Origin of the sequence: Mycetocola zhadangensis (genome assembly GCF_003668565.1) — a bacterium.
In the GTDB taxonomy this organism is placed as follows: domain Bacteria; phylum Actinomycetota; class Actinomycetes; order Actinomycetales; family Microbacteriaceae; genus Mycetocola_A; species Mycetocola_A zhadangensis.
This window is the reverse complement of the sequence record NZ_RCWJ01000001.1, coordinates 428,623-448,119: the sequence shown is the minus strand read 5'-3', so window position 1 is coordinate 448,119 and position 19,497 is coordinate 428,623. Positions and strand designations below refer to the sequence as shown.

19 protein-coding genes are annotated in these 19,497 nt (G+C 64.5%); 15 read left to right on the top strand and 4 right to left on the bottom strand.

Going from position 1 to position 19,497, the window contains the following annotated elements; genetic code table 11:
* The first annotated feature begins 2 nt into the window (after positions 1 to 2).
* From nadB to D9V28_RS02145, 8 genes are all read left to right on the top strand, one after another.
* Positions 3 to 1,583 (top strand): L-aspartate oxidase, encoded by a 1,581-nt coding sequence (nadB, locus tag D9V28_RS02180; RefSeq protein ID WP_121658069.1) that lies wholly within the window; start codon positions 3 to 5, stop codon positions 1,581 to 1,583.
* On the top strand, positions 1,577 to 2,452 hold the full coding sequence (nadC, locus tag D9V28_RS02175) for a carboxylating nicotinate-nucleotide diphosphorylase (RefSeq protein ID WP_121658068.1): 876 nt from the start codon (positions 1,577 to 1,579) through the stop codon (positions 2,450 to 2,452). Before nadB ends, nadC begins: the two co-directional genes overlap by 7 nt.
* Positions 2,436 to 3,578, top strand: coding sequence for a cysteine desulfurase family protein (locus tag D9V28_RS02170; RefSeq protein ID WP_121658067.1), 1,143 nt, complete (start codon positions 2,436 to 2,438; stop codon positions 3,576 to 3,578). Before nadC ends, D9V28_RS02170 begins: the two co-directional genes overlap by 17 nt.
* Positions 3,579 to 3,675: 97 nt before the next feature.
* The gene (locus D9V28_RS02165) at positions 3,676 to 4,224 is read left to right on the top strand and encodes a PadR family transcriptional regulator (RefSeq protein ID WP_121658066.1); all 549 of its coding nucleotides are present in this window, start codon (positions 3,676 to 3,678) and stop codon (positions 4,222 to 4,224) included.
* A gap of 5 nt (positions 4,225 to 4,229) precedes the next feature.
* Positions 4,230 to 5,939 (top strand): ABC1 kinase family protein, encoded by a 1,710-nt coding sequence (locus tag D9V28_RS02160; RefSeq protein WP_121658065.1) that lies wholly within the window; start codon positions 4,230 to 4,232, stop codon positions 5,937 to 5,939.
* A gap of 294 nt (positions 5,940 to 6,233) precedes the next feature.
* Positions 6,234 to 7,226 carry a ThuA domain-containing protein gene (locus tag D9V28_RS02155; protein WP_121658064.1) on the top strand — a complete coding sequence of 331 codons (993 nt, stop codon included), beginning with the start codon at positions 6,234 to 6,236 and terminating at the stop codon, positions 7,224 to 7,226.
* A 171-nt stretch (positions 7,227 to 7,397) separates the two neighbouring features.
* Complete coding sequence (locus D9V28_RS02150) at positions 7,398 to 8,129, top strand: IclR family transcriptional regulator (protein WP_121658063.1); 732 nt, start codon at positions 7,398 to 7,400, stop codon at positions 8,127 to 8,129.
* Between the two features lie 5 nt (positions 8,130 to 8,134).
* Positions 8,135 to 8,788, top strand: a complete 654-nt coding sequence (locus D9V28_RS02145; RefSeq protein WP_121658062.1) for an IclR family transcriptional regulator — start codon at positions 8,135 to 8,137, stop codon at positions 8,786 to 8,788.
* Between the two features lie 123 nt (positions 8,789 to 8,911).
* Here D9V28_RS02145 and D9V28_RS02140 read toward each other — a convergent pair whose 3' ends face one another.
* The gene (locus D9V28_RS02140; protein WP_121658061.1) at positions 8,912 to 11,599 is read right to left on the bottom strand and encodes an outer membrane protein assembly factor BamB family protein; all 2,688 of its coding nucleotides are present in this window, start codon (positions 11,597 to 11,599) and stop codon (positions 8,912 to 8,914) included.
* A gap of 529 nt (positions 11,600 to 12,128) precedes the next feature.
* On the opposite strand from D9V28_RS02140, the gene D9V28_RS02135 reads away from it, so the two are divergent.
* From D9V28_RS02135 to D9V28_RS02115, 5 genes are all read left to right on the top strand, one after another.
* Positions 12,129 to 12,641, top strand: coding sequence for a GNAT family N-acetyltransferase (locus tag D9V28_RS02135; RefSeq protein ID WP_121658060.1), 513 nt, complete (start codon positions 12,129 to 12,131; stop codon positions 12,639 to 12,641).
* A gap of 115 nt (positions 12,642 to 12,756) precedes the next feature.
* Positions 12,757 to 13,104: a LysR family transcriptional regulator gene (locus D9V28_RS02130; protein WP_121658059.1), complete on the top strand. Its 348-nt coding sequence runs from the start codon at positions 12,757 to 12,759 to the stop codon at positions 13,102 to 13,104.
* Between the two features lie 25 nt (positions 13,105 to 13,129).
* A complete protein-coding gene (locus D9V28_RS02125) occupies positions 13,130 to 13,597 on the top strand; it encodes a DoxX family protein (protein ID WP_121658058.1) in 468 nt (155 codons plus the stop codon).
* A 63-nt stretch (positions 13,598 to 13,660) separates the two neighbouring features.
* The gene (locus tag D9V28_RS02120; RefSeq protein ID WP_121658057.1) at positions 13,661 to 14,311 is read left to right on the top strand and encodes an alpha/beta hydrolase family protein; all 651 of its coding nucleotides are present in this window, start codon (positions 13,661 to 13,663) and stop codon (positions 14,309 to 14,311) included.
* A gap of 65 nt (positions 14,312 to 14,376) precedes the next feature.
* A complete protein-coding gene (locus D9V28_RS02115; protein ID WP_121658849.1) occupies positions 14,377 to 14,940 on the top strand; it encodes a hypothetical protein in 564 nt (187 codons plus the stop codon).
* 19 nt (positions 14,941 to 14,959) lie between these two features.
* On the opposite strand, the gene D9V28_RS02110 is transcribed toward D9V28_RS02115, so the two are convergent.
* Complete coding sequence (locus tag D9V28_RS02110; protein WP_121658056.1) at positions 14,960 to 15,535, bottom strand: HhH-GPD-type base excision DNA repair protein; 576 nt, start codon at positions 15,533 to 15,535, stop codon at positions 14,960 to 14,962.
* A 231-nt stretch (positions 15,536 to 15,766) separates the two neighbouring features.
* On the opposite strand from D9V28_RS02110, the gene D9V28_RS02105 reads away from it, so the two are divergent.
* The gene (locus D9V28_RS02105; RefSeq protein WP_183086401.1) at positions 15,767 to 17,221 is read left to right on the top strand and encodes an HNH endonuclease signature motif containing protein; all 1,455 of its coding nucleotides are present in this window, start codon (positions 15,767 to 15,769) and stop codon (positions 17,219 to 17,221) included.
* 122 nt (positions 17,222 to 17,343) lie between these two features.
* Here the strand turns inward: D9V28_RS02105 and D9V28_RS02100 are convergent, their stop codons facing one another.
* The gene (locus tag D9V28_RS02100; RefSeq protein ID WP_121658054.1) at positions 17,344 to 17,874 is read right to left on the bottom strand and encodes a MarR family winged helix-turn-helix transcriptional regulator; all 531 of its coding nucleotides are present in this window, start codon (positions 17,872 to 17,874) and stop codon (positions 17,344 to 17,346) included.
* Positions 17,875 to 17,913: 39 nt separating this feature from the next.
* Here D9V28_RS02100 and D9V28_RS02095 point away from each other — a divergent pair, with 39 nt between their 5' ends.
* Positions 17,914 to 18,873: an EamA family transporter gene (locus D9V28_RS02095; RefSeq protein WP_121658053.1), complete on the top strand. Its 960-nt coding sequence runs from the start codon at positions 17,914 to 17,916 to the stop codon at positions 18,871 to 18,873.
* On the opposite strand, the gene D9V28_RS02090 is transcribed toward D9V28_RS02095, so the two are convergent.
* Entirely contained in the window at positions 18,845 to 19,426 is a 582-nt protein-coding gene (locus tag D9V28_RS02090; protein ID WP_121658052.1) for a GIY-YIG nuclease family protein, read from the bottom strand. The genes D9V28_RS02095 and D9V28_RS02090 overlap by 29 nt on opposite strands.
* Positions 19,427 to 19,497: the final 71 nt, after the last annotated feature.

Genomic DNA, 19,497 nt, shown 5'->3' with positions numbered 1-19,497 from the left:
TCATGAATCGGGTGATCGTCGTCGGCTCGGGCATCGCCGGCCTCACCGCGGCGCTCACGGCGAGCGCCGATGCCGCGGTGACACTTATCACCAAGAGCACACTCGGGATGAGCAACACCAGGTTCGCCCAGGGAGGCATCGCTGGCGTGATGTTCGACGATGACAGCGTCGACGCGCATGTCGCCGACACCCTGGCCGCTGGCGCCGGTCTCTGTGACGAGGACGCCGTTCGTATCCTGTGCGCCGAGGGCCCGGAACGTATTCGCGAACTCGTGAACCTGGGAGTCGAGTTCGACCGTGAAGGACCCGCGTTTGCCCGGGGTCGCGAGGCCGCCCATTCCTACCCGCGGGTGCTGCACGCGGGAGGAGACGCCACAGGAGCGGTGATCGAGGCCGCGCTCGTCGAGCGGCTCCGCTCGAGTTCCGTGACGGTGCTCGAGCGCACCTTCCTTCGGGACCTCGTCCTCAGTAACGGCGCCATCGCCGGGGTCGAGTTGCAGGGCGCGGATGGCGTTGTATTTCAACTCGACGCCGACGCGGTGCTTCTGGCCACGGGCGGCGCCGGCCAGCTCTACCCGTACACAACGAACCCGCTGGTCGCGACGGGAGATGGCGCAGCGGCAGCGCTCAGGGCCGGTGCGGTGATGGCCGACCTCGAGTTCTACCAATTCCACCCGACCGCCCTTGTCACCTCGGGCAACTTCCTCATCTCCGAGGCGGTCCGCGGTGACGGGGCTGTCCTCCGCGACGCGGCAGGCAACAGGTTCATGCCGAGCGTGCACCCGAACGCGGAACTTGCCCCTCGTGATGTGGTCGCCCGCGGCATCGCCGCCACCATGGCGCTGCAGGGCGGCCGACCGGTCGAGCTCGACGCGACAGCGCTCGGCGCGGACTTCCTGGCCTCCCGCTTTCCCGGGATCGACGCGGCTGTGCGAGCGGCGGGAATCGACTGGTCGAAGGAAGGGGTTCCTGTTGCCCCAGCCGCGCACTACTGGATGGGTGGAATCGCGACAGACAGGAACGGGCGCACCTCGATCCCCGGGCTGTTCGCCATCGGGGAAGTGGCGCGCACCGGCGTTCACGGCGCCAACCGGCTGGCATCCAACTCGCTCCTTGAAGGTGCCGTCTTCGGGCACAGGGCTGCGGTTGCGCTGCGCGGCGATCTCGCACAGCCCGCCCACTTCGACGGAGCCGTCTCCTTGGCGGAGCTGAGCGGAACGAGCAACGATGAGCCGATCGAAAGCGTCCCGGAGTTCTCCCGTGAGGCGCTCCAACACCTGTTGTGGACGAGCGCTGGCCTCCACCGCAACGCCGAGGCGCTCACCTCGGCGTTCAGCGTCCTTGACGCGTGGAGTTCGCTCGACCTGCCAGCAAATACCGAATACGAGCTCGAGAACCGCAACCTGCTTGCACTTGGTCGGGCCCTCGCCGCAGCGGCACTCGCGCGCACCGAGTCTCGTGGCGCACACACCCGAACCGATTTCCCACACCTCGACCCCGCCGAGGCACACCCCACACTCCTCACCGACGCTGCACCGGCTCACTCACCCGCTTCCTCCCGAAAGGTCCTCTCCCCGTGCTGACTCCGCAACACATCGACCGTGTCGTCACCCTCGCGCTCGAGGAGGACGCGCCGTGGGGCGACCTCACGAGCCAGACGCTTCTCCCGGCGGGAGCGATCGCCACCGCGCGACTCGTTGCCCGCGAGCCCGGAGTCTTCAGCGGTGGTGCTGTGTTCGCCGCGGCCTTCCGGCTGACCGACCCACGGATCGAGGTCACCGTGCACACGGCGGATGGTGAGGCATTCGGAAAAGGTGACCAACTGGCATCCGTCACCGGCCCCGCACGCGGTGTGCTTCAGGCGGAACGCATCGGACTGAACTTCGTGCAGCGCATGTCGGGAATCGCCAGCCAGACCGCACGTTACGTCGCCGAGGTGGCCGGAACGAAAGCTCGTATCGTCGACACCCGCAAGACCACCCCCGGACTGCGCGCGTTCGAGCGCCACGCCGTGCGCTCCGGTGGCGGGTTCAACCACCGGTTCTCGCTGTCCGATGCCGTGATGGCCAAGGACAACCACCTCGCCGTGCTCACAGCCGGGGGCATCTCAGTCACCGACGCGCTCCTCGACGTGCGCTCCCGACTGTCGCACACCACACACCTCGAGGTGGAGGTCGACCGGATCGACCAGATCGAACCGGTTCTCGCCGCCGGAGTGGACACCATCATGCTCGACAACTTCACCCTCGACGAGCTCCGTGCCGGCGTCGACCTCATCGCCGGTCGCGCGATCGTCGAGGCGTCAGGCAATGTCACTCTCGACACCGTCGGCGACATTGCACGCACGGGCGTCGACGTGGTTTCGTCTGGGGCGCTGACCCACAGTGTGCGCTCGCTTGATCTGGGGCTCGACGTGGTGCTCGAGGCGAATCCCGATGCTGTACCTCGATAACGCCGCAACTACACCGGTGCGCCGGGAGGTGCTCGAGGCGATGTGGCCGTACCTCACCGCCGAATTCGGCAACCCGTCGAGCGTGCACACCGTCGGCGAACGCGCCGCGACGGCCCTGGCCGATGCCCGAAGTCGCGTGGCCCGTGTGCTCGGTGTTCGCGCGAGCGACATCGTCTTCACCTCGGGAGGCACCGAAGCGGACAACCTCTCGATCAAGGGCATCGCGCTCGGCGATCCTCGCGGCAGGCACATCGTTACGACGGCGATTGAGCATGAGGCAGTGCTTCAATCGGTCGACTACCTCCGCCGGTTGCACGGCTTCGAGGTCTCGTTCGTTCCACTTACCCCCGATGGCACGGTCACGACCGAGGCCCTGGCGGCGGTTCTCCGTGAGAACACCACCCTCGTCTCGGTGATGTACGCGAACAACGAGATCGGCACGATCCAGGACATCGCCTCGCTGAGCGCGCTCAGCCGCGAGCGCCGCATCCCTTTCCACACCGACGCTGTGCAGGCTGCCGGCTGGCTCGACCTCTCGATCCCGGCACTCGGTGTCGACGCGCTTTCTCTCTCCGGCCACAAGATCGGTGCACCGAAGGGAATCGGCGTCGCCTACCTCCGGGGCCGGTTGCCGATCGAACCCCTTCTCTCCGGTGGCGGCCAGGAACGCGCTCGCCGCTCAGGAACAGAAAATGTCGCATTCGCTGTCGGACTGGCAACGGCACTCGACCTGGCCGAAAGCGAGCGAGCGGATGCCACGGGTCGCGTGGGCGCACTGCGCACCGACTTTCTCACCCGCGTCTGCGAACTTCTCCCGCGCGCGATCGTCACAGGGCACCCCTCCCGCCGTCTGCCCGCTCACGCCTCATTCTGTTTCCCGGGGACGAGTGGTGAAGGTGTGCTCCTCGAACTCGAGCGCCGGGGAGTGATCTCCTCGAGTGGGTCGGCCTGCGCCGCTGGGAGCGCCGAACCGTCACACGTACTCACGGCGCTCGGGGTGCCAGCCGATGTCGCTGCAACGGCCGTGCGCTTCACGTTCTCGGCGGGCATTACAGCCGAGGAGCTCGAGCAGGTTGCCAACGCGGTGGCGGCATCCGTCCGCTCCCTCACCGACATCCGCCGCTGACCCCTCGACGGTAGGCGCGGCTGGCGAAAATCACCCTATCGCTCAGCCCCGCAACGATATATCGTTGAGTATCGTTCGAACTCGAGGAGGAGTCATCATGGGTAACGCATTTCCCGCAGGCGGATTCGGCCCTGGATTCAACGCCGACAGTATGTGGCAGGTGATGGAGCAGTTGCGGTCGACGTTCGAGAAGCGGCCGAGCACCGGTCGGATGGGTCGCGGCGACGTACGAGCCGCCGTGCTCGCGTTGCTGTTCGAGAAGCCGATGCACGGCTATCAGATCATCCGAGAGATTGAGGAACGCAGCAATGGCGCGTGGAAACCGAGCGCGGGCTCGGTGTACCCAACGTTGCAGCTTCTCGCCGATGAAGGGCTGATCAGCGCCGAGGAGTCGAACGGCAGGAAGACGTATGCGCTGACCGAGGCTGGCCGGGAGGTGGCTGCAGGTTCAGACACGACCGCGCCATGGGAAACCGTGGGCGGCGATGACAAGTCCGCGTTCACCGCGCTGCCGAAAGCGGGCGTCGAGCTCGCCCAGGCCGCTGCTCAGGTCGGCCGCACCGGATCTCCGGAACAGGTTCGAGAGGCAGTGACCGTGCTCGACGACGCTCGTCGCCGTCTTTACTCGATTCTCGCCCAGGGCTAAGCCGGGTGCCATCGGTTCGACCGGGTCGGGTGAAGTCACAATCCGGCGCAGGAAACACACGCGCCCGTTACCGGCGCATCCTGCGGTTCGCCGGATGGAATTTGGCGGTGACGTGGTGGTTCGAACTGTTTCTCCCACGCATCGGGTTGAGGAAAGTCGCTGAGCGCACGCGTGCACGGCGAATGAAGCGTTTCGCGCGGCGCTTCCACGCGCTCGCTGTCGACCTCGGCGGGCTGATGATCAAGGTCGGCCAGTTCATGTCGTCGCGGCTCGACGTCTTGCCGCCCGAGATCACCGCCGAGCTCGAGGGGCTGCAGGACGAAGTGCCTCCCGTGCCGTTTCCGGCGATCCGGGTTCTCGCCGAGGCGGAGCTTGGGCTTCCGCTCACCCGGGCATTCTCGACAATCGACGAGTCGCCGCTGGCTGCGGCGTCCCTCGGCCAGGCGCACCGCGCAACCCTGGGTGCGCTCGATGCGGAAGACACCGGGCTGAACACTGTCGTGCTCAAAGTGCAGCGGCCGGGCATCGATGAGATCGTGGACGTCGACCTGGCCGCCCTGCGCAAGGTCGGCGGGTGGCTCAGCCACGTGCGCCTGGTCTCCGACCGGGTGAATGCCCCTGCGCTCGTTGAGGAGTTCGCGGCCACGAGCCTCGAAGAGATCGACTATTCCCACGAAGCGGTGAACTCAGAACGGTTCGCTGCCGATTTCGCGGGCGACGACCGGGTGACGGTTCCCGCCGTCGTCTGGGAGCGCACAACGCGGCGCGTTCTCACCCTCGAAGATGTGACGGCGATCAAGATCACCGATGGGGATGCCCTCCGCGCGGCCGGAATCGATCCGAGCCACGTGGCATCCGTCTTCGCCACTGTGATGTTCGACCAGCTCTTCACCTCCGGCTTTTTTCACGCTGACCCGCACCCGGGCAATATTTTTGTCACTCCAATCACAGACGGCTCGAGTGCGCGGCCGTGGAAGCTGACGTTCATCGACTTCGGCATGATGGGCGAAGTGTCGAGCAGCACTCGCAGCGGACTGCGGAAACTGTTGATCGCGGCCGCTTCGCGCGACGGCAGGGGCCTGGTGAACGCGATGCGCGACGTCGGCGTGCTGCTGCCGACGGCGGAGACCTCCGAACTTGAGCGGGCGATGGTGCAGCTCTTCGCTCGTTTTGGCGGCATGGGGTTCGCTGAGCTTCGTGAGGTCGACCCGCGCGAGTTTCGTGACTTCGCCGAGCAGTTCGGTGACGTCGTGCGGTCGCTGCCGTTCCAGTTGCCGGAGAACTTCCTGCTGGTCATCCGCGCCATGTCGCTCACCTCTGGCGTGTGCAGTGCCCTCGATCCGAAGTTCAACCTGTGGGACTCCGTCGAACCGTACGCGGCGCAGTTGCTGCGAGACGAGAGCGGAAATGTGGTCAGGGATGTGGCCGATCAGGCGCGCGAAATCGCGGGCATCGCCGTTGGGTTGCCCCGACGTCTCGACGAGGTCATCACTCGACTGGAGGACGGCTCGCTCACCGTTCAGGTCCCTTCCATCGAACGTCGGGTCGCGCGACTGGAGCGAACAGCACAGCGTGCGGTTTCGGCGATCCTCTTCGGCGGCCTGCTCATCGCAGGTGCCCTCGTGCGGGATGACGATGCCGTGTTCGGAACGGTGCTGATCGTTGCGTCTGCCGTCCCTCTGCTGCACGCGCTGTTCGCTTTGCGACGCGGGTAGACGCTCCGTACCGACCGGCGCACCCGGCACCGCGGACAGTCGAGCGGAACGACATCCGAACCACCGGCCTCACCCGAGTCACCCGCGTCGCCCGGGTCGCCCGAGCGATTCCATTTCAGGACAAGCGGATGCCACGTGGCGGCTTACTGAGCGGAACCAGTGTTGCCTCGGCAAACCGGGAAGCATACATTTCCAGCAACCGGGCCTGGATTCGACCGTTCGCGGCACCGATCGCCTCAAACGATCGATCCGTGACCGGCGAAGGGCGCCGTTCGACCGATCAAAGGGGATCACATGAAATCGATAAAATCGATACTCAGCACGGGAACCGCCATCGCTGCGACAGCTGTGCTGAGCGCCGGCCTCGTGTTCGCGGGAACCGCCGCAACCGGCTCACGGGGAGGACACGGCAACGGTTCAGGCAATAAACCGACAACCGCCGACGCAATCTACCTGGACGAGATCAAGGACTACGGCGTCTGCCGCGGCACAGATCCCGCCTGTTACAACGAGTGGGGCAACGGCTGGAAAGAGGGCGAGCCGAAACGCATCCTGATTTGGAGCCGCACGGCAGGTCCTCGCCACGCTCACCTCGGAACGCCTCTCGGCCCAGGACTGAACCCACCTCTGAACGCTGACAACGTCGCCCAGGCCTCACTGAAAGCATGGGCTGCTGAACGGGGCATCCAGGCCGACTACACCGAGGACCTCGCTTCCTTCTCCCGCCTGAGCTCGTACCAGGCCGTCGTCTTCCTCGGCTCCAACCGCGACACACTCGATGACCCGGCACAGACCAACCTGATGCAGTACGTACGCGGTGGCGGCGGCTTCGTCGGCGTTCACAACGCGTTCGGTGCCGAGTATCACTGGGAGTGGTACGAAGGGCTGCTGGGTGGAGCGAACTTCTACGACCACGCACCGAACCGCCCGGGCACCATCGAGACCATCAACAAGAAAGACGTGTCGACCAACTTCATGCCGCGCAAGTGGGGATTCACTGACGAGTGGTACAACCTGGTTCCGTACCCGAGCTACGTCAACGTGCTGCTCGAGGTTGATCCAAAGACGAGCCTCAACGGCCGCGCGACCGGACACCCAGGACACGGCGAACAGCACGCGGTCAGCTGGTGCCAGTACTACGACGGCGGTAAGTCGTGGCTGACAACGCTTGGGCACGACGTGGCCGTCTGGACGGATGTGCCGCTCGCAGGCGACGACCTGTTCAAGGAACACCTGATGTCCGGCCTGGAGAGCTCGATGGGCATCAAGCCGTTCTGTGCGGTCTGACCTCGCGCACAATAATCTGAACGATCAGGGCCCGCACTCGGCATCGCCGGTGCGGGCCTTTTTCGTCAGCACAACGTCCGTCGAAGGGTGCGTGACCCATTCAGTGGGCCATCGCTGTGGTCTGTTCGCTCGATCCTTGCCGCGGTGAAGGTGCCGCCCAATACTTGACGTATGCGCAGCGGTCGATGGGACGAGCCGGTATCGGTGCTCGACCGCATCATCGCTATTCTGGAGGCGGTCCGGGAGGCCGACGGCTCGACGACGATCACCCGAATCGCCGTCGCCACGGGCACACCGAAGTCCACGGTTTCTCGTCTCGTTCGTGACCTCGTACGACAGCGATACCTCGCCCGGACCCAGGACGGCGTTGTCATCGGACTTCGGCTCTTTGATCTCGGAGCACGAGCGAGCGGTCCGCGCCAGCTCAGCCTGGCTGCGATGCCCGTTTTGGTCGAACTGTTCAACGCGACGGGAGAACACCTGAACGTCGCCGTGCAGGACGGTCACCACATGGTTTCGGTGATCTCGGTACAGGGGCGTCTTCGACCGTCCCCGTCACGCGCCGGAGCGCGAGTGCCGTCTGCGACAACAGCGCTCGGCAAGGCGGTCCTCGCCTTCAGCGACGACGACTCGGCACTCGACGAGATCACGAGAGGCTTCGCGCCCTGCGCCAGGGAGGCGTTCGAGCGGGAACTCGCCGGTGTGCGCACAAGTTCTGTCGCGATCGACCGCTGCGAGACCTTCCCTGGGGTGGTCGGCGTCGCGAGTCCCGTCCTCTCCGCTCGGCGCCGACCCGTGGCTGCGATTTCGATCGCCGGACCGGCTGCCGACATGGATCCCCGGCGGATGGCGCCGCTCGTTCGACACGCCGCCCGCCTGCTCTCGCAGCGGCTCGCCGTATAGCGGGCATGGCCGATGAGGCGGGTCGGCGGGACGACCTGTTGAGTGTGCTCGATCGCATGACGACCATCCTCGATGCCTTCGACGATGATCGAGGCCTCAGCCTTTCTGAGCTCGCGTCGCGGGCCGGTCTCCCGAAATCCACGGTGTCCCGGCTCGTCTCCGGACTTGTCCGGCAGCGCTACCTGGAGCGCGAGGGCAAACTCATCTACCTCGGCCTTCGTCTGTTCGAACTCGGGCAACTCGCTGAGGCGCCGCGGCAACTCAGGTCGGCGGCCCTCCCCGTCATGGCCGAGCTGCGCACGGTGACCGGCGAGACGACGCACCTGGCGATTCGTGAAAAAGAAGACATGATTCTCATCGCCATCGTGCGGGGCCGGACGTCCGCCGCAGAGGGATACCGGACCGGTGATCGTGTGCCCGTGCACCTCAGCGCTGTGGGCAAGGCGGTGCTCGCGCATCCTCTCGGTGTCGTGACCGAAGCACGCGAAGCTGCCCGCGGCATCCGTTGGGTGGCCAGTGCCATCCTTGTGCCTGGAGGGAACGTGGCTGCCGCCATCGCGCTGAGCGTTGGCGCGACGGATTCCGACGTCACTCGTGCAGCACTCAGGATTCACGACGCTGCTCGGGCCGTTGAGCGCCGTCTGGCGATACCGGAATAGCAGGCACCCTGATGCCAGGCGCCTGCGCGACGCATGGAACCGCCTCCCCCGCTCCACCCTCACCGTGCCGGTGAGGGTGGAGCCGAGAAGAGGCGGTTCCGTGGACGTGCCGGATCGTGCGCCTTACTTGATCACCCTCACCGTCACCGTGGACGTGATCTGTTTTTGCACGCCCTTGTGAAGCACATTCAGGACGAGGGTCAGGGGCACCTTGCCCTCGGGCACGTTGTTATCGAGATCGTCCTTGTTGAACTGCACGAACACGTGGTTCCTGAAGTCGGTCACCTTGGCCGCCTCCACCGGGGTGGGCGAGAGCGGCGTTCGCACAACGGCGCCGCTTTCATACCTGTGCCCAACGGGAAGCTTGAAATAGGCCCCGACTTTGCCGTCGACATCCGTGAATATTCCGCTCCTCGCACCCAGATTAAGCGTGCTTGGAACGAACGTGGCTGCACCAGGCGTGTCTTGCGGTTGCAGGTAGACCTCGATCATTCCGGTCGGCCGTGGGTCGGTGCAGTCGTTGAAGTAGTACTCACCGGCTCGGTCGAACGTGTGCTGGTAGGTCTCACCCGGCTGCAGTTTCGCGTTGAACTCTCCCTCGAAGAACTGCGTCGCACAGTGCTCTTTCACGTTCGGGAAGTTCGGGAACGTCTCAGCACCCGGGTTCTTGAACGTGACCGTTGTTCCGACGGGCACCCGCATGCGGGTCGGCTGCATGGCGCTCTGCGAAACGCTGTCCCGCGATGCCGCCGTGTCGTCCGTCCGGCTGGATCGGGCGAGCAGGACCGTGTTCTCCACCGTCGCGCCCTCGACCGGGTTGCCGCTCACCGGGCGACGGATCGACAGTGGTGCCGTCTCTGGCCCCTCCTGGCTGCCAGACTCGGTGGTGTATTTGCCACCGAGCTTGAACGCCCAGAGCGAGTCGCCCTGTGTGACCGAGGCGCCGTACGGGTTGGTCGACCCGGCCGCGAACACCGCGACGTACTGCTCACCGTCCACCTCATAGGTGACCGGCGCCGAAGCGATACCTGAACCGGTCTGGAAGTCCCAGAGAACATCTCCACTCGAGCTGTCCATGGCCAGCAGCCTGCCGTCGATCTGCCCGACGAAGAGCAGGTCGGATGCGGTTGTCAGCGGGCCCTGACCGTGTGACATGTCAGTGCCGAGGTGGTTTTGCCACCGAACGGCACCGGTCGATGCGTCGTAGGCGAGGATCCCGCCGGTCTGGTACTGGCCCATTGCACGCTGCCCGTTCGCGGCTGCGCCGTTCCAGTGCGCCACCGGGTTGGTGCCGTACGAGTAGTACACAAGGTTGGTTTTGTGGCTGTATGCGTTGTTCGACCAGTCGGCGCCGCCGTTCTGGCTGGTGGTGGACAGAATTGGCTGGTCCCACTGTGGGTCATACATGCACCCCTGGCGGTGATCGGACGGGTAGCCCTCCGGGTAGGTCAGGAATGGCTTGTCAGCGGCAACGTAGCTGTCGGGGTTGAAGACGAGGTTGCCTTCCGCGTCTGGCTGGTAGCCGTTGTAGTTGGGCACGGCACGCCACGGGTCCCCCGGGATGTTATTCGGGTCGAGTTTCTCCCAGACGAGGCAGTCAGGGAGCAACCGGGTCTCGGGGAAGGGCTGCGTCTCGGCGTGGTTCTGACGGGAGTCGGTGATCATCGGCTTCTCGGTCACAGGAAGAACCGGTTTGCCGTTTGTGCGGTCGAGAACAAACTGATGTCCGGATTTGCTGCCGTAGAACAGGACTTTGCGCACAGCGCCGTTGAACTTCACGTTTGCCAGGGTCGGCGGGTGCACGTTGTCCATGTCCCACACGTCGTGGCGGATGGACTGGTAGTGCCACTTGTAGGCGCCTGAGGTGGCGTCGACGGCGACCATCGTGCTTGAGAACAGGTTGTCGCCCGGACGCTGGGATCCATCCTGCGACGAGTTACAGCTGCGCGCGTTTCCGAACGTCATGTAGTACATGTTCAGTTCGGGGTCCACTGCTCCGTGAATCCACGGCGTTGACCCGCCAACCAACGGGCAGTCCGTGCCGTCTGGCGCGATCGGTCCCCAGGTTCCACCAGCGTCGACCGAATTTCCGTTCACATCTGTGTACACGGTGCCTCGGTCTGGTCCTCCGAAGAAGTGCCAGAGGTAGCTGCCATCACTCGCGTCGAGACCGACAACCGCGGCGCGGTCACCGTTCGCCGCGTGGGCATAGACGACGCCGTTGTGGTAGACCGTGGCCACACGGTCGAAGTTGCCGAGGAATTCACCTTGAGGCCCCGTGGGCTGAACCGCCCACACTTCGGCTCCTGTCGCCTGGTCAAGGGCAACCACGCGGTCATCTGCAGCCATGGTGAAGATCTTGTTGTCGCCTGCGGAGACGCCGCGTCGGGTGTCAGCGGTTCCGTATGCGGTCGGCTCCCATTTCCACACGGATTCACCGGTCTTGCCGTGTACAGCGATGACGCCACCGCTCGGAGTGTCGAGGTAGATGATGCCGCCGACAACGATCGGTGTGGTCTGCTGACCCACATCGTCAGAGGCAGGCGCGACCCCCGAGACGTGGGTTCGCCAGGCGGGCCCCATCTTGTCGAGGTTACGCTTGTTGATCTTGGTAAGTGCCGAGTAGTGCTGGTTTCCCAGGTTGCCTCCGACGGTCGGCATATCCGCGCCGGTTGGCTCGAGGCCCGTGAGCCCGGCGGGAGGCACCGGCGTGGCTGAATTGGTGCCGTAGGCCGGTGAGACCGCCACTGTCACCACCACCACTGCTCCGAGGCTGAGCGCTGCCAGCCTCCTGGACAGATGTTTACGCATCCTGAACTCCTTGATCGTCTTTGACCGATCACGGGCGTGCGATGCTCGCCCGCGTTGAGATGAGTCGGGCGTCCCGCTGAATTCCCAAAACCCGCTGGCCCCCCGGCGCCTCGCACACTAACGGCGGGTGCTGCCTGGCAGCAATGGCGCGACCCACCGAGTGGCACAGCCAACTTTTGCGCTCGTGCTGTTGCGCCAAAAGGGAATGGCTTCGCGCGGATTCACTGGGGGCACTCGAACCGCTTGACAAGCCGTGCCCGAAGCGTACGGTGAGCATATGAACAAGGCATGGGGTCCGGTTCGGAGGTTCGGCGCAGATGACGCTCCTCCCGTGAGCGAAAAACACGACGTCTCAAGCGAGGAGCTACCGGGGCCAGGATCTGGTCCGGTTCCGAGCCGTCGGGAAACCTGGGTCGTGCCCGGGTTTATCACCCCGCCGCACGGTCGCGTTTATCCACGAGCGTATGACTCACGCGGGAGCGACTTCTAACGCACGCGGATCGGCATGAGCTGATGGCAGACTAACCGGGTGATCGCAACTCTGAACCTGCCAACCACGCTGGACGCACGGACGACGCGAGTGCGTCTCCGTCGGGCGACAGCCGATGACCTTCCCGCCCTGATGAAGTTGCTCTCCGATGACCCGATCAGCGCGTCAAGGGGTGATCGGGCTGCCGAGGCTGACATCGCAGCGTACGAAGCAGCGCTGGCAGAGATTGTGAGCGACACGTCGAACGAGATCGTCATCGCGGACGATGGCAACGACGGAGTACTCGCCACCATGCAGCTCACCCGGATCCCGGGTATGGCCAGACGCGGAACGACCCGACTACTCGTCGAAGCGGTTCGCGTCTCACGCGCGCACCGGTCCGGTGGCATCGGCGGTGCCATGATGCGGTGGGTAATGGACGTCGCAGCGCCGACGACGGGAGCGGGGTTGGTTCAACTGACCTCAGACGAGGCCCGGACGGATGCGCACCGCTTTTACGAGCGCCTCGGTTTCGCGGGCTCCCACCGCGGCTTCAAATACCAGGTCGAATGAGGCCCGCGGGGAACAAACCCGGAACCATCCACGGGCGCTCGGAGAACGGTTCGCACCCCGACCGCGTACGCTTGGGCTGCAGCCGCGTTCCTCGCGGTGGATAAGAAACGAGACCATGGATACGATCGCGCTTCGGCGTTTCGTCGTCGCTGCCGAAGAACTTCACTTCGCGCACGCCGCTAAACACCTCAACATTCCACGGTCGTCCCTGCTTGCGTCCGTCCGAGAGCTGGAGAGCGAACTCGGCACGCCGCTGTTCGACATGAACGCCTCAACGACGACCCTGACCCCGGCGGGCCAGGCTCTTCTTGCTGACGAGCAACGCAAGCAGGCTGCGACGGCCGCGTCGGTTCAGAACAAGCCGCAGCCAGCAGGGGGCAAGGCAAAGGCAAACAAGGGCAAGGGCCGCGCACCGGCTGTGAAGGGCCAGCCCCGCCCGGGCAAACGGCGTCAGTCCCGCTAACAGGGTGTCCATCTAGGCTGAGGTCATGACCCCATCGGACACGACCCGGCCCGTCCGCCGAACGTCAGTCGGCGCGATAGTTGCCCAGATACTTCTGGGTGTTTTTCTGCTCACCGCGGGCGTCGGACACCTGACCGTCGCACGAGACGCCTTCCAGGCGCAGGTGCCCACGTGGCTGCCGATCGATGTCGACGTCGTGGTGGTCGCATCCGGGATAGTGGAAATCGTGCTGGGACTGGCCCTGCTCGTACTGTGGCGCTGGAGAGTGCCCGTTGGCTGGATCGTTGCGGCGTTCTTCGTCGCTATTTTTCCGGGCAACATCTCGCAGTTCACGACAGGTACTGATTCGTTCGGGCTCAATGATGACCTGAGCCGCGGAATCCGCCTGCTGTTCCAGCCGTTGCTCGTACTCTGGGCCCTCTGGTCGACGGGGGCGTGGCGCGCGTGGCGGAACCGTCGCGATGAAGCGAAGCGGGATGTAGTTTCCGTCTGACCCGCTCCATCGCTTCTCACCGCCCTGAGCACTCGAATCTCGACGGCGAGTACCCTCGAGTTCATGATCATCGACGTGCCCACCTCGCTCGGACCCGGGCGGCTCACGGTCAGCACGGCCGCCGATCCTCGAGCTGTTGTGTGGCTTGGTCACGGCGCCGGGGGCGGGATTGACGCCCTTGATCTTGCCGCTCTGGCGGAGCAGCTGCCAGCACACGGGTTCACCGTCGCTCGATACGAACAGCCGTGGCGAGTGGCCGGGAAGAAGATCGCTCCGCGCCCGGCGACACTTGATGTTGCGTGGCGGGAGACTTTGCCGGCCGTCGCTGACCTCGCGAATGGTCTACCGCTGGTTGTGGGTGGTCGAAGCGCAGGCGCACGGGTCGCCTGCCGGACGGCAGATGATCTGGGAGCCGCGGCAGCGGTCTGCCTGGCCTTCCCTCTGCACCCTCCGGGGAAACCTGAGGCGACGCGGCTGCCGGAACTGCTGGCTCCGAGCATTCCGACCCTTGTACTTCAGGGAGACAGGGACACTTTCGGAACGGCGGGTGACATCTCACGTGAACTCGGCGATCGGGCGTCCGTTCGGGTGATTGCAATCGCAGGTGCTGACCACAGCATGAAGGTGTTGGCGTCATCGCCTCTGAAGGCGAGGGACGTGGCCGCGCTGGTGACAGCATCCGTTGTCGAATTCTTGGATGATGTGCTGGCCTGACGCTTGAGCAGTCGCCGAAGGACGTGATGAAGCGGATCGGCCCGGCTATCGATAGCCTGAGTGGCATGGCCTCCAGAACGCTGGCGCGAGGCGCCAACGCGAACTCGCCCGTCGCCGTGCTTCTTCCCGGTACCGGATACACGATTCACGCGCCGTTGCTGTACTGGAGCGGGAAGCTTCTCGCTGAGCGCGGGTGGCATGTGCAGGGCGTTGAGTGGGAAGTGGATGCCGCTGCCGGCCCTGTTTCTTTCGTCGAAGAGGCCGTGACCGCGGCGTTCGAAGACGCACCGGGCACGTCACGGCGACTCATTGTTGCTAAGTCGTTCGGATGCTTTGCGCTGCCGTGGGCTCAGCGAGAAGGCGTTGCTGGGATTTGGCTCACGCCGGTGCTCACCAGCGACGATGTGACGGCCGCGCTTCGCAACGCGTCCTCGTCACATCTTGCAATCGGGGGAAACGCCGATGAGATGTGGCTGCCGGATGCTGTCGCCGGAACCCGTGCCCGGGTTGTGAACGTCATCGACGCGGATCATTCGCTTACGGTGAAGAACGACTGGCGAGCGTCGCTCAGCGCCCAGTCGCGCGTTTTCGACGCGGTCTCGACACACCTCGACGAGCTCGCGTTCTAAACTCGGCCCGCCAATCGCGTTACTTTCGCCTGGCGGCGGCCTTCGCGACGCGTTTCGTTTCTCGCACCTTGGCGAGGGAGTCAGAATCGACAATATCGGCGACCGAGCGGTGGCTTCCCGGCTCGCCGTATGCACCCGCAGCTTCCCGCCAGCCATCGCCATCGAATCCGTATTGCTTACCGAGAAGCGCGACGAAGATCTTCGCCTTCTGGTCGCCAAAACCGGGGAGCGCCTTGAGGCGACGGAACACTTCGGCGCCGGTTGGCTCATCTTTCGTCCAGAGCGATGAGGCGTCACCGCTCCAGTCGTCAACGATAGCCTGGCACAGTGCCTGGACGCGGCCGGCCATGTTCGCCGGGTAGCGATGGACCGCTGGAGGTGTCCGGAACAGCTCCGTGAATGCCTCGGAATCTGCGTCCGCAATGGAGTGCGCGTCGAACGAACCCAGGCGGTCGCTGATTTTGAGCGGACCAGCGAATGCCGACTCCATGGGAACCTGCTGGTCGAGGAGCATTCCGATCAGCAGAGCGAGCGGGTCGTTCGAAAGGAGGGCGTCGGCGTTAGGGTCGCCGGTGATGTTCAGGGTGCCGGTCATGGAACTATCCTCTCAGCCGCCCCGGGCTGCTGCCATCATTCGACCGAGGATATGGCGGCGTCTTTGCAGCATCGATGCCGATGTCAGAGGTGGGTGGTGTACTGAAGTCATGAACGAAGCAGTTCGACACTCCGGGTTCCGCACCTTTGCGGGCGCCGCGCCGTGCCGCTGCTGCCTGGGTGTTGCTGCTGGTTCGGTGTTCGGTGGTGACCGGGTGTTATGACTCTCGCGGTGAGTGATCTTCTCCCGGCCGTAGGGTCGGAGGGAGAGGCTGCGCTCACCGGACTGTTGCAGCACGTTGGTGACGTTCTCACTGTTCTGGATTTGGATCATCTGGACCGGTTGAGTGGGGACCAGTTGTTGACGCAGATGAGTCAGGTTGCTCATGTGCTGCGCGGCAGTGAAGCCGCGCTCGCGGCGATGAGCGCGGAAGTGGCGGTGCGGTCCGACCCGGTCCGGGGTGGGGAGGGCCTTGCCGCGAAGCACACCTATCAGCGTCCGTCTCAGCTGATCGAGGTGATCACCGGGCTGTCGTCCGCGACAGCGGGCCGGTTGATCCGGGTCGGGCAACGCACCACCCAACGCGTCAGCGACGCCGGACTGCCGCTGCCGCCCCTGTTCCCGGCCGTCAGCAAAGCGTTGCATGAGGGTTTGATCGGAGTGGACGCGGCGGAGAACATCACCCGTGAACTCTCTCTCGCCGCACCCCGAGCCGAGGTGGAGCACCTCGCGATCGCGGAAACCGCGCTCGTGGAACAGGCCACCGGCGCAGGATGGCGTGACGGCCTGCCCCTCTCAGCGGACCTGATCGCGATACAGGCACGGCAGTGGCGGGAACGACTCGACGAAGACGGCATCGAACCCCGCACCGAGAAAGCATTCCAAAAACGCGACTTCTGGATCTCCCGCACCACCACCCCCGACGGACTGGTGAAGTTCGGCGGCCAGGTCACCGTCGACGTCGGAGGCAAACTACACGCCCTACTCGACGCGATCCTCAGCCCCCGAACCGACGACCGCTACCAGCCCACCGACACGGACACCGACCCTGTCGGGCCCGCAGCCGACGGCGCCGGCCCGGCAGGTCCCGCCGTTGAGGGTGCCGTAGATGTGGGCGAAGAGGTCCAGTCCCGGGACCGCCGCACGGCCGGGCAGAAGCGAGCGGACGTGTTCGCGGCGATGATCGACGCTCTCGCCCGCTCCGACGACGTGCCGACCGTGACCGGAGCATCGCCCACCGTTGTGGTGACCGTGACCGCTGACGTTCTGGAACGACAAAAAGGCACCGGACAGATTGTCGGCATCAACACCCCGGTGGCGTACTCCACCATCAAACAAATCCTCTCCGACGCCGATATCGTCCCCATCTTTTTGGACCCCGACGGCGCGATCGTTGCCCTCGGCAACACCCAGCGAGGCTTCAACCGCACCCAGCGCATGGGCATGATCGCCAGGGACGGCCCGACCTGCTCCATGCCCGACTGCCAGATCCCGGCCACCGGTTGTGAAGCGCACCACGTCATCGAGTACAGCGAAGGCGGCCCCACCCACATCGACAACGGTGCACTGTTCTGCTGGTACCACCACCGCGCGATCCAAACCGGTGCATTCACCGTCGAAATGGTCAACAAAAAACCCAAGGTCACCATCGCCGAATGGCTCCGCCGCAAACCCTACTTCCAATGACGAGAATGGCCCCGTGGCGCCAATCGTTCAATGACGAGAACGGCCCCGTGGCGCCAATCCTTCGGTTCTCTTTTGGTCGCCAGACTCTCTCGATAGCCATGGAAGTACGGCGCCGATCCAGTTCAGTCGCGGATCGAAGGCCGCCCTTTGTCCCCTCCGACTTCGAACTCACCCAACCACTTGGCGAGAATGCTCTGCAGCTGAGAGCGCTCGTCCCGATCTAGAGCAGCCAGCAATCTATGCTCGTTCGCGATGTGCTCCGTGAACGCCTCATCGATGAGCCGTCGACCCGGCACTGTGAGTGCAACAACTCGCCCTCGGCCGTCAAGGTCGCTCTGGCGCCTCGTCACAAGACCAGCGTCAACAAGCCGATCGACTCTCTTTGTCATGGCCCCCGTCGTCACCATCGTGAACTGCGCCAGCTCCCCGGGCGTTCTCTCAAACGGCTCGCCAGCCCGCCGCAGGGTCGCAAGAACATCAAAATCTCCCTCGCCCAAGCCGTGCGCCCGATACACGGAAACTAACTCGTCAGTGAGGAATCCACCGAGCCGATGGAGCCGGCCGATTATCCCCTGCGGCGACACATCCAGATCGGGACGTTCGCGCCGCCACTCACTTTGGATTTCGGCGACGTGGTCCGATGGCTCATTCATGCCTTCATTATATCTTCCAAGTAAGATATAATGTCTTCCATGGAAGGTAATCTGCGGTGGGTCGCTGTGACGGCGATCGCACCAGTGGCGTGGGGGTCAGCATACTTCGTCACCCAGCACCTGCTGCCAGCTGAATCGCCGCTATTCGGTGCGGTCTACCGCGCGTTGCCTGCGGGCATACTGCTGCTTCTAATTACCCGATCTAGACCGCGAGGCTCGTGGTGGTGGAAGTCAGCTGTACTTGGCACTCTCAATGTCGGCACGTTTTTTGCCTTGGTCTACGTTTCGGCCCAATTACTTCCCTCGAGCGTCGCATCCACCCTCATGGCCCTGTCCCCCGCCGTCATGATGCTGCTTGCCTGGCCAATGCTCGCCGATCGGCCGCGAGCGTTGACTCTGGTCGGTGCCGCAATCGGAATCGGTGGAGTGTTCCTCCTACTCGGCGCCGCCGGAGGCACTGCTGATCTCGCCGGCGTCCTGGCCTCCCTGGCCGCCATGACGCTGTCTTCCTTCGGCTTCATCCTCACCAAGAGGTGGAATGACGGCGGTAAGGTCCTCCCCCTCACCGCATGGCAGCTCGTCGCGGGTGGGCTCGTCATCCTGCCGCTCGCGATCATCGTGGAGGGTGCACCTCCTGCGCTCGATCCCCCAGCCATCCTCGGCTTCGCGTACCTGACCCTCATCGCAACGGCAGCGGCGTACGTTGCGTGGTTCACAGGTCTCCGACACTTGACCGCCGGAACAGTTGGTCTCATCGGCCTTCTAAACCCAGTTACCGGAGTACTTCTGGGCACCGCCATCGGCGGAGAAGCATTCGGCATTCCTCAGCTGATCGGAATGGTTCTGGTACTGATCGGCATACTGCTCGGTCAACCAGCCGAATCGCGCCGACGCAGACAATCACTATTCGAAGGAACGTCATCGGCTCGGTGCCGAAAGAGAACTCCTGAGCGGCTCTCGTCGATCACGACTAACCGTGCAACGCGATCTTCTCGCTGAGCCAACGCTTGTGCAGGAGCCACGGGTCATCAACTCCCGCAGCTACCACCCGGATGTGCCGCAGCAGCGCATCGTGCACCTGGAACCACTCACTCGAGTCGAGACGATGACTGGCAAATTGCGCATGCCTCCGCCGCTCGAGCTTGCGCCCTCCGAGCTCGAACCCGAGCAGTTCGTCATGGACGATACTGCCCAACCGGCTTTTCGGGTTTGAGGACGTGCCGATCTTGATGCGGTCATCGAACCGAAGGTAATAGACGACGTCCACTCGAGCGCGGACGACCCCACTGTCTGGAATCTCGCCGACCTTCCATTCGCAGACAGCGCACAACCATCCGGACGGGTATCGAACACCGAGTCTCGATCCGCAAGCCAGGCAGGGCGACTCAAGCGTGTCGGTAACACCAACGTCGCGTGACACCCACTCGTGAGCCACAAGCAGGTGGTGACGGCACAAATTCACCGGGGTGTGTGCCTCAACGGGAAGCCCGCAGACGCGGGCCGAAGAAACCTCAACACCACAGCGCGTGGTTCGATCGGCAGCGTCACTCACCTGGCTACCGCTATTCGTGCACACATAGGCCAACGGTACCTCCGGCCGCCGACGCCGCAGTCACCACCCAG

What these genes read in the sequence shown, in the direction of transcription:
- nadB (WP_121658069.1), top strand. Translation starts at nt 3, where the DNA reads ATGAATCGGGTGATCGTCGTCGGCTCGGGCATCGCCGGCCTCACCGCG.
- D9V28_RS02170 (WP_121658067.1), top strand. Translation starts at nt 2,436, where the DNA reads ATGCTGTACCTCGATAACGCCGCAACTACACCGGTGCGCCGGGAGGTG.
- D9V28_RS02165 (WP_121658066.1), top strand. Translation starts at nt 3,676, where the DNA reads ATGGGTAACGCATTTCCCGCAGGCGGATTCGGCCCTGGATTCAACGCC.
- D9V28_RS02155 (WP_121658064.1), top strand. Translation starts at nt 6,234, where the DNA reads ATGAAATCGATAAAATCGATACTCAGCACGGGAACCGCCATCGCTGCG.
- D9V28_RS02150 (WP_121658063.1), top strand. Translation starts at nt 7,398, where the DNA reads ATGCGCAGCGGTCGATGGGACGAGCCGGTATCGGTGCTCGACCGCATC.
- D9V28_RS02145 (WP_121658062.1), top strand. Translation starts at nt 8,135, where the DNA reads ATGGCCGATGAGGCGGGTCGGCGGGACGACCTGTTGAGTGTGCTCGAT.
- D9V28_RS02140 (WP_121658061.1), bottom strand. Translation starts at nt 11,599, where the DNA reads ATGCGTAAACATCTGTCCAGGAGGCTGGCAGCGCTCAGCCTCGGAGCA.
- D9V28_RS02130 (WP_121658059.1), top strand. Translation starts at nt 12,757, where the DNA reads ATGGATACGATCGCGCTTCGGCGTTTCGTCGTCGCTGCCGAAGAACTT.
- D9V28_RS02125 (WP_121658058.1), top strand. Translation starts at nt 13,130, where the DNA reads ATGACCCCATCGGACACGACCCGGCCCGTCCGCCGAACGTCAGTCGGC.
- D9V28_RS02120 (WP_121658057.1), top strand. Translation starts at nt 13,661, where the DNA reads ATGATCATCGACGTGCCCACCTCGCTCGGACCCGGGCGGCTCACGGTC.
- D9V28_RS02115 (WP_121658849.1), top strand. Translation starts at nt 14,377, where the DNA reads ATGGCCTCCAGAACGCTGGCGCGAGGCGCCAACGCGAACTCGCCCGTC.
- D9V28_RS02110 (WP_121658056.1), bottom strand. Translation starts at nt 15,535, where the DNA reads ATGACCGGCACCCTGAACATCACCGGCGACCCTAACGCCGACGCCCTC.
- D9V28_RS02100 (WP_121658054.1), bottom strand. Translation starts at nt 17,874, where the DNA reads ATGAATGAGCCATCGGACCACGTCGCCGAAATCCAAAGTGAGTGGCGG.
- D9V28_RS02095 (WP_121658053.1), top strand. Translation starts at nt 17,914, where the DNA reads ATGGAAGGTAATCTGCGGTGGGTCGCTGTGACGGCGATCGCACCAGTG.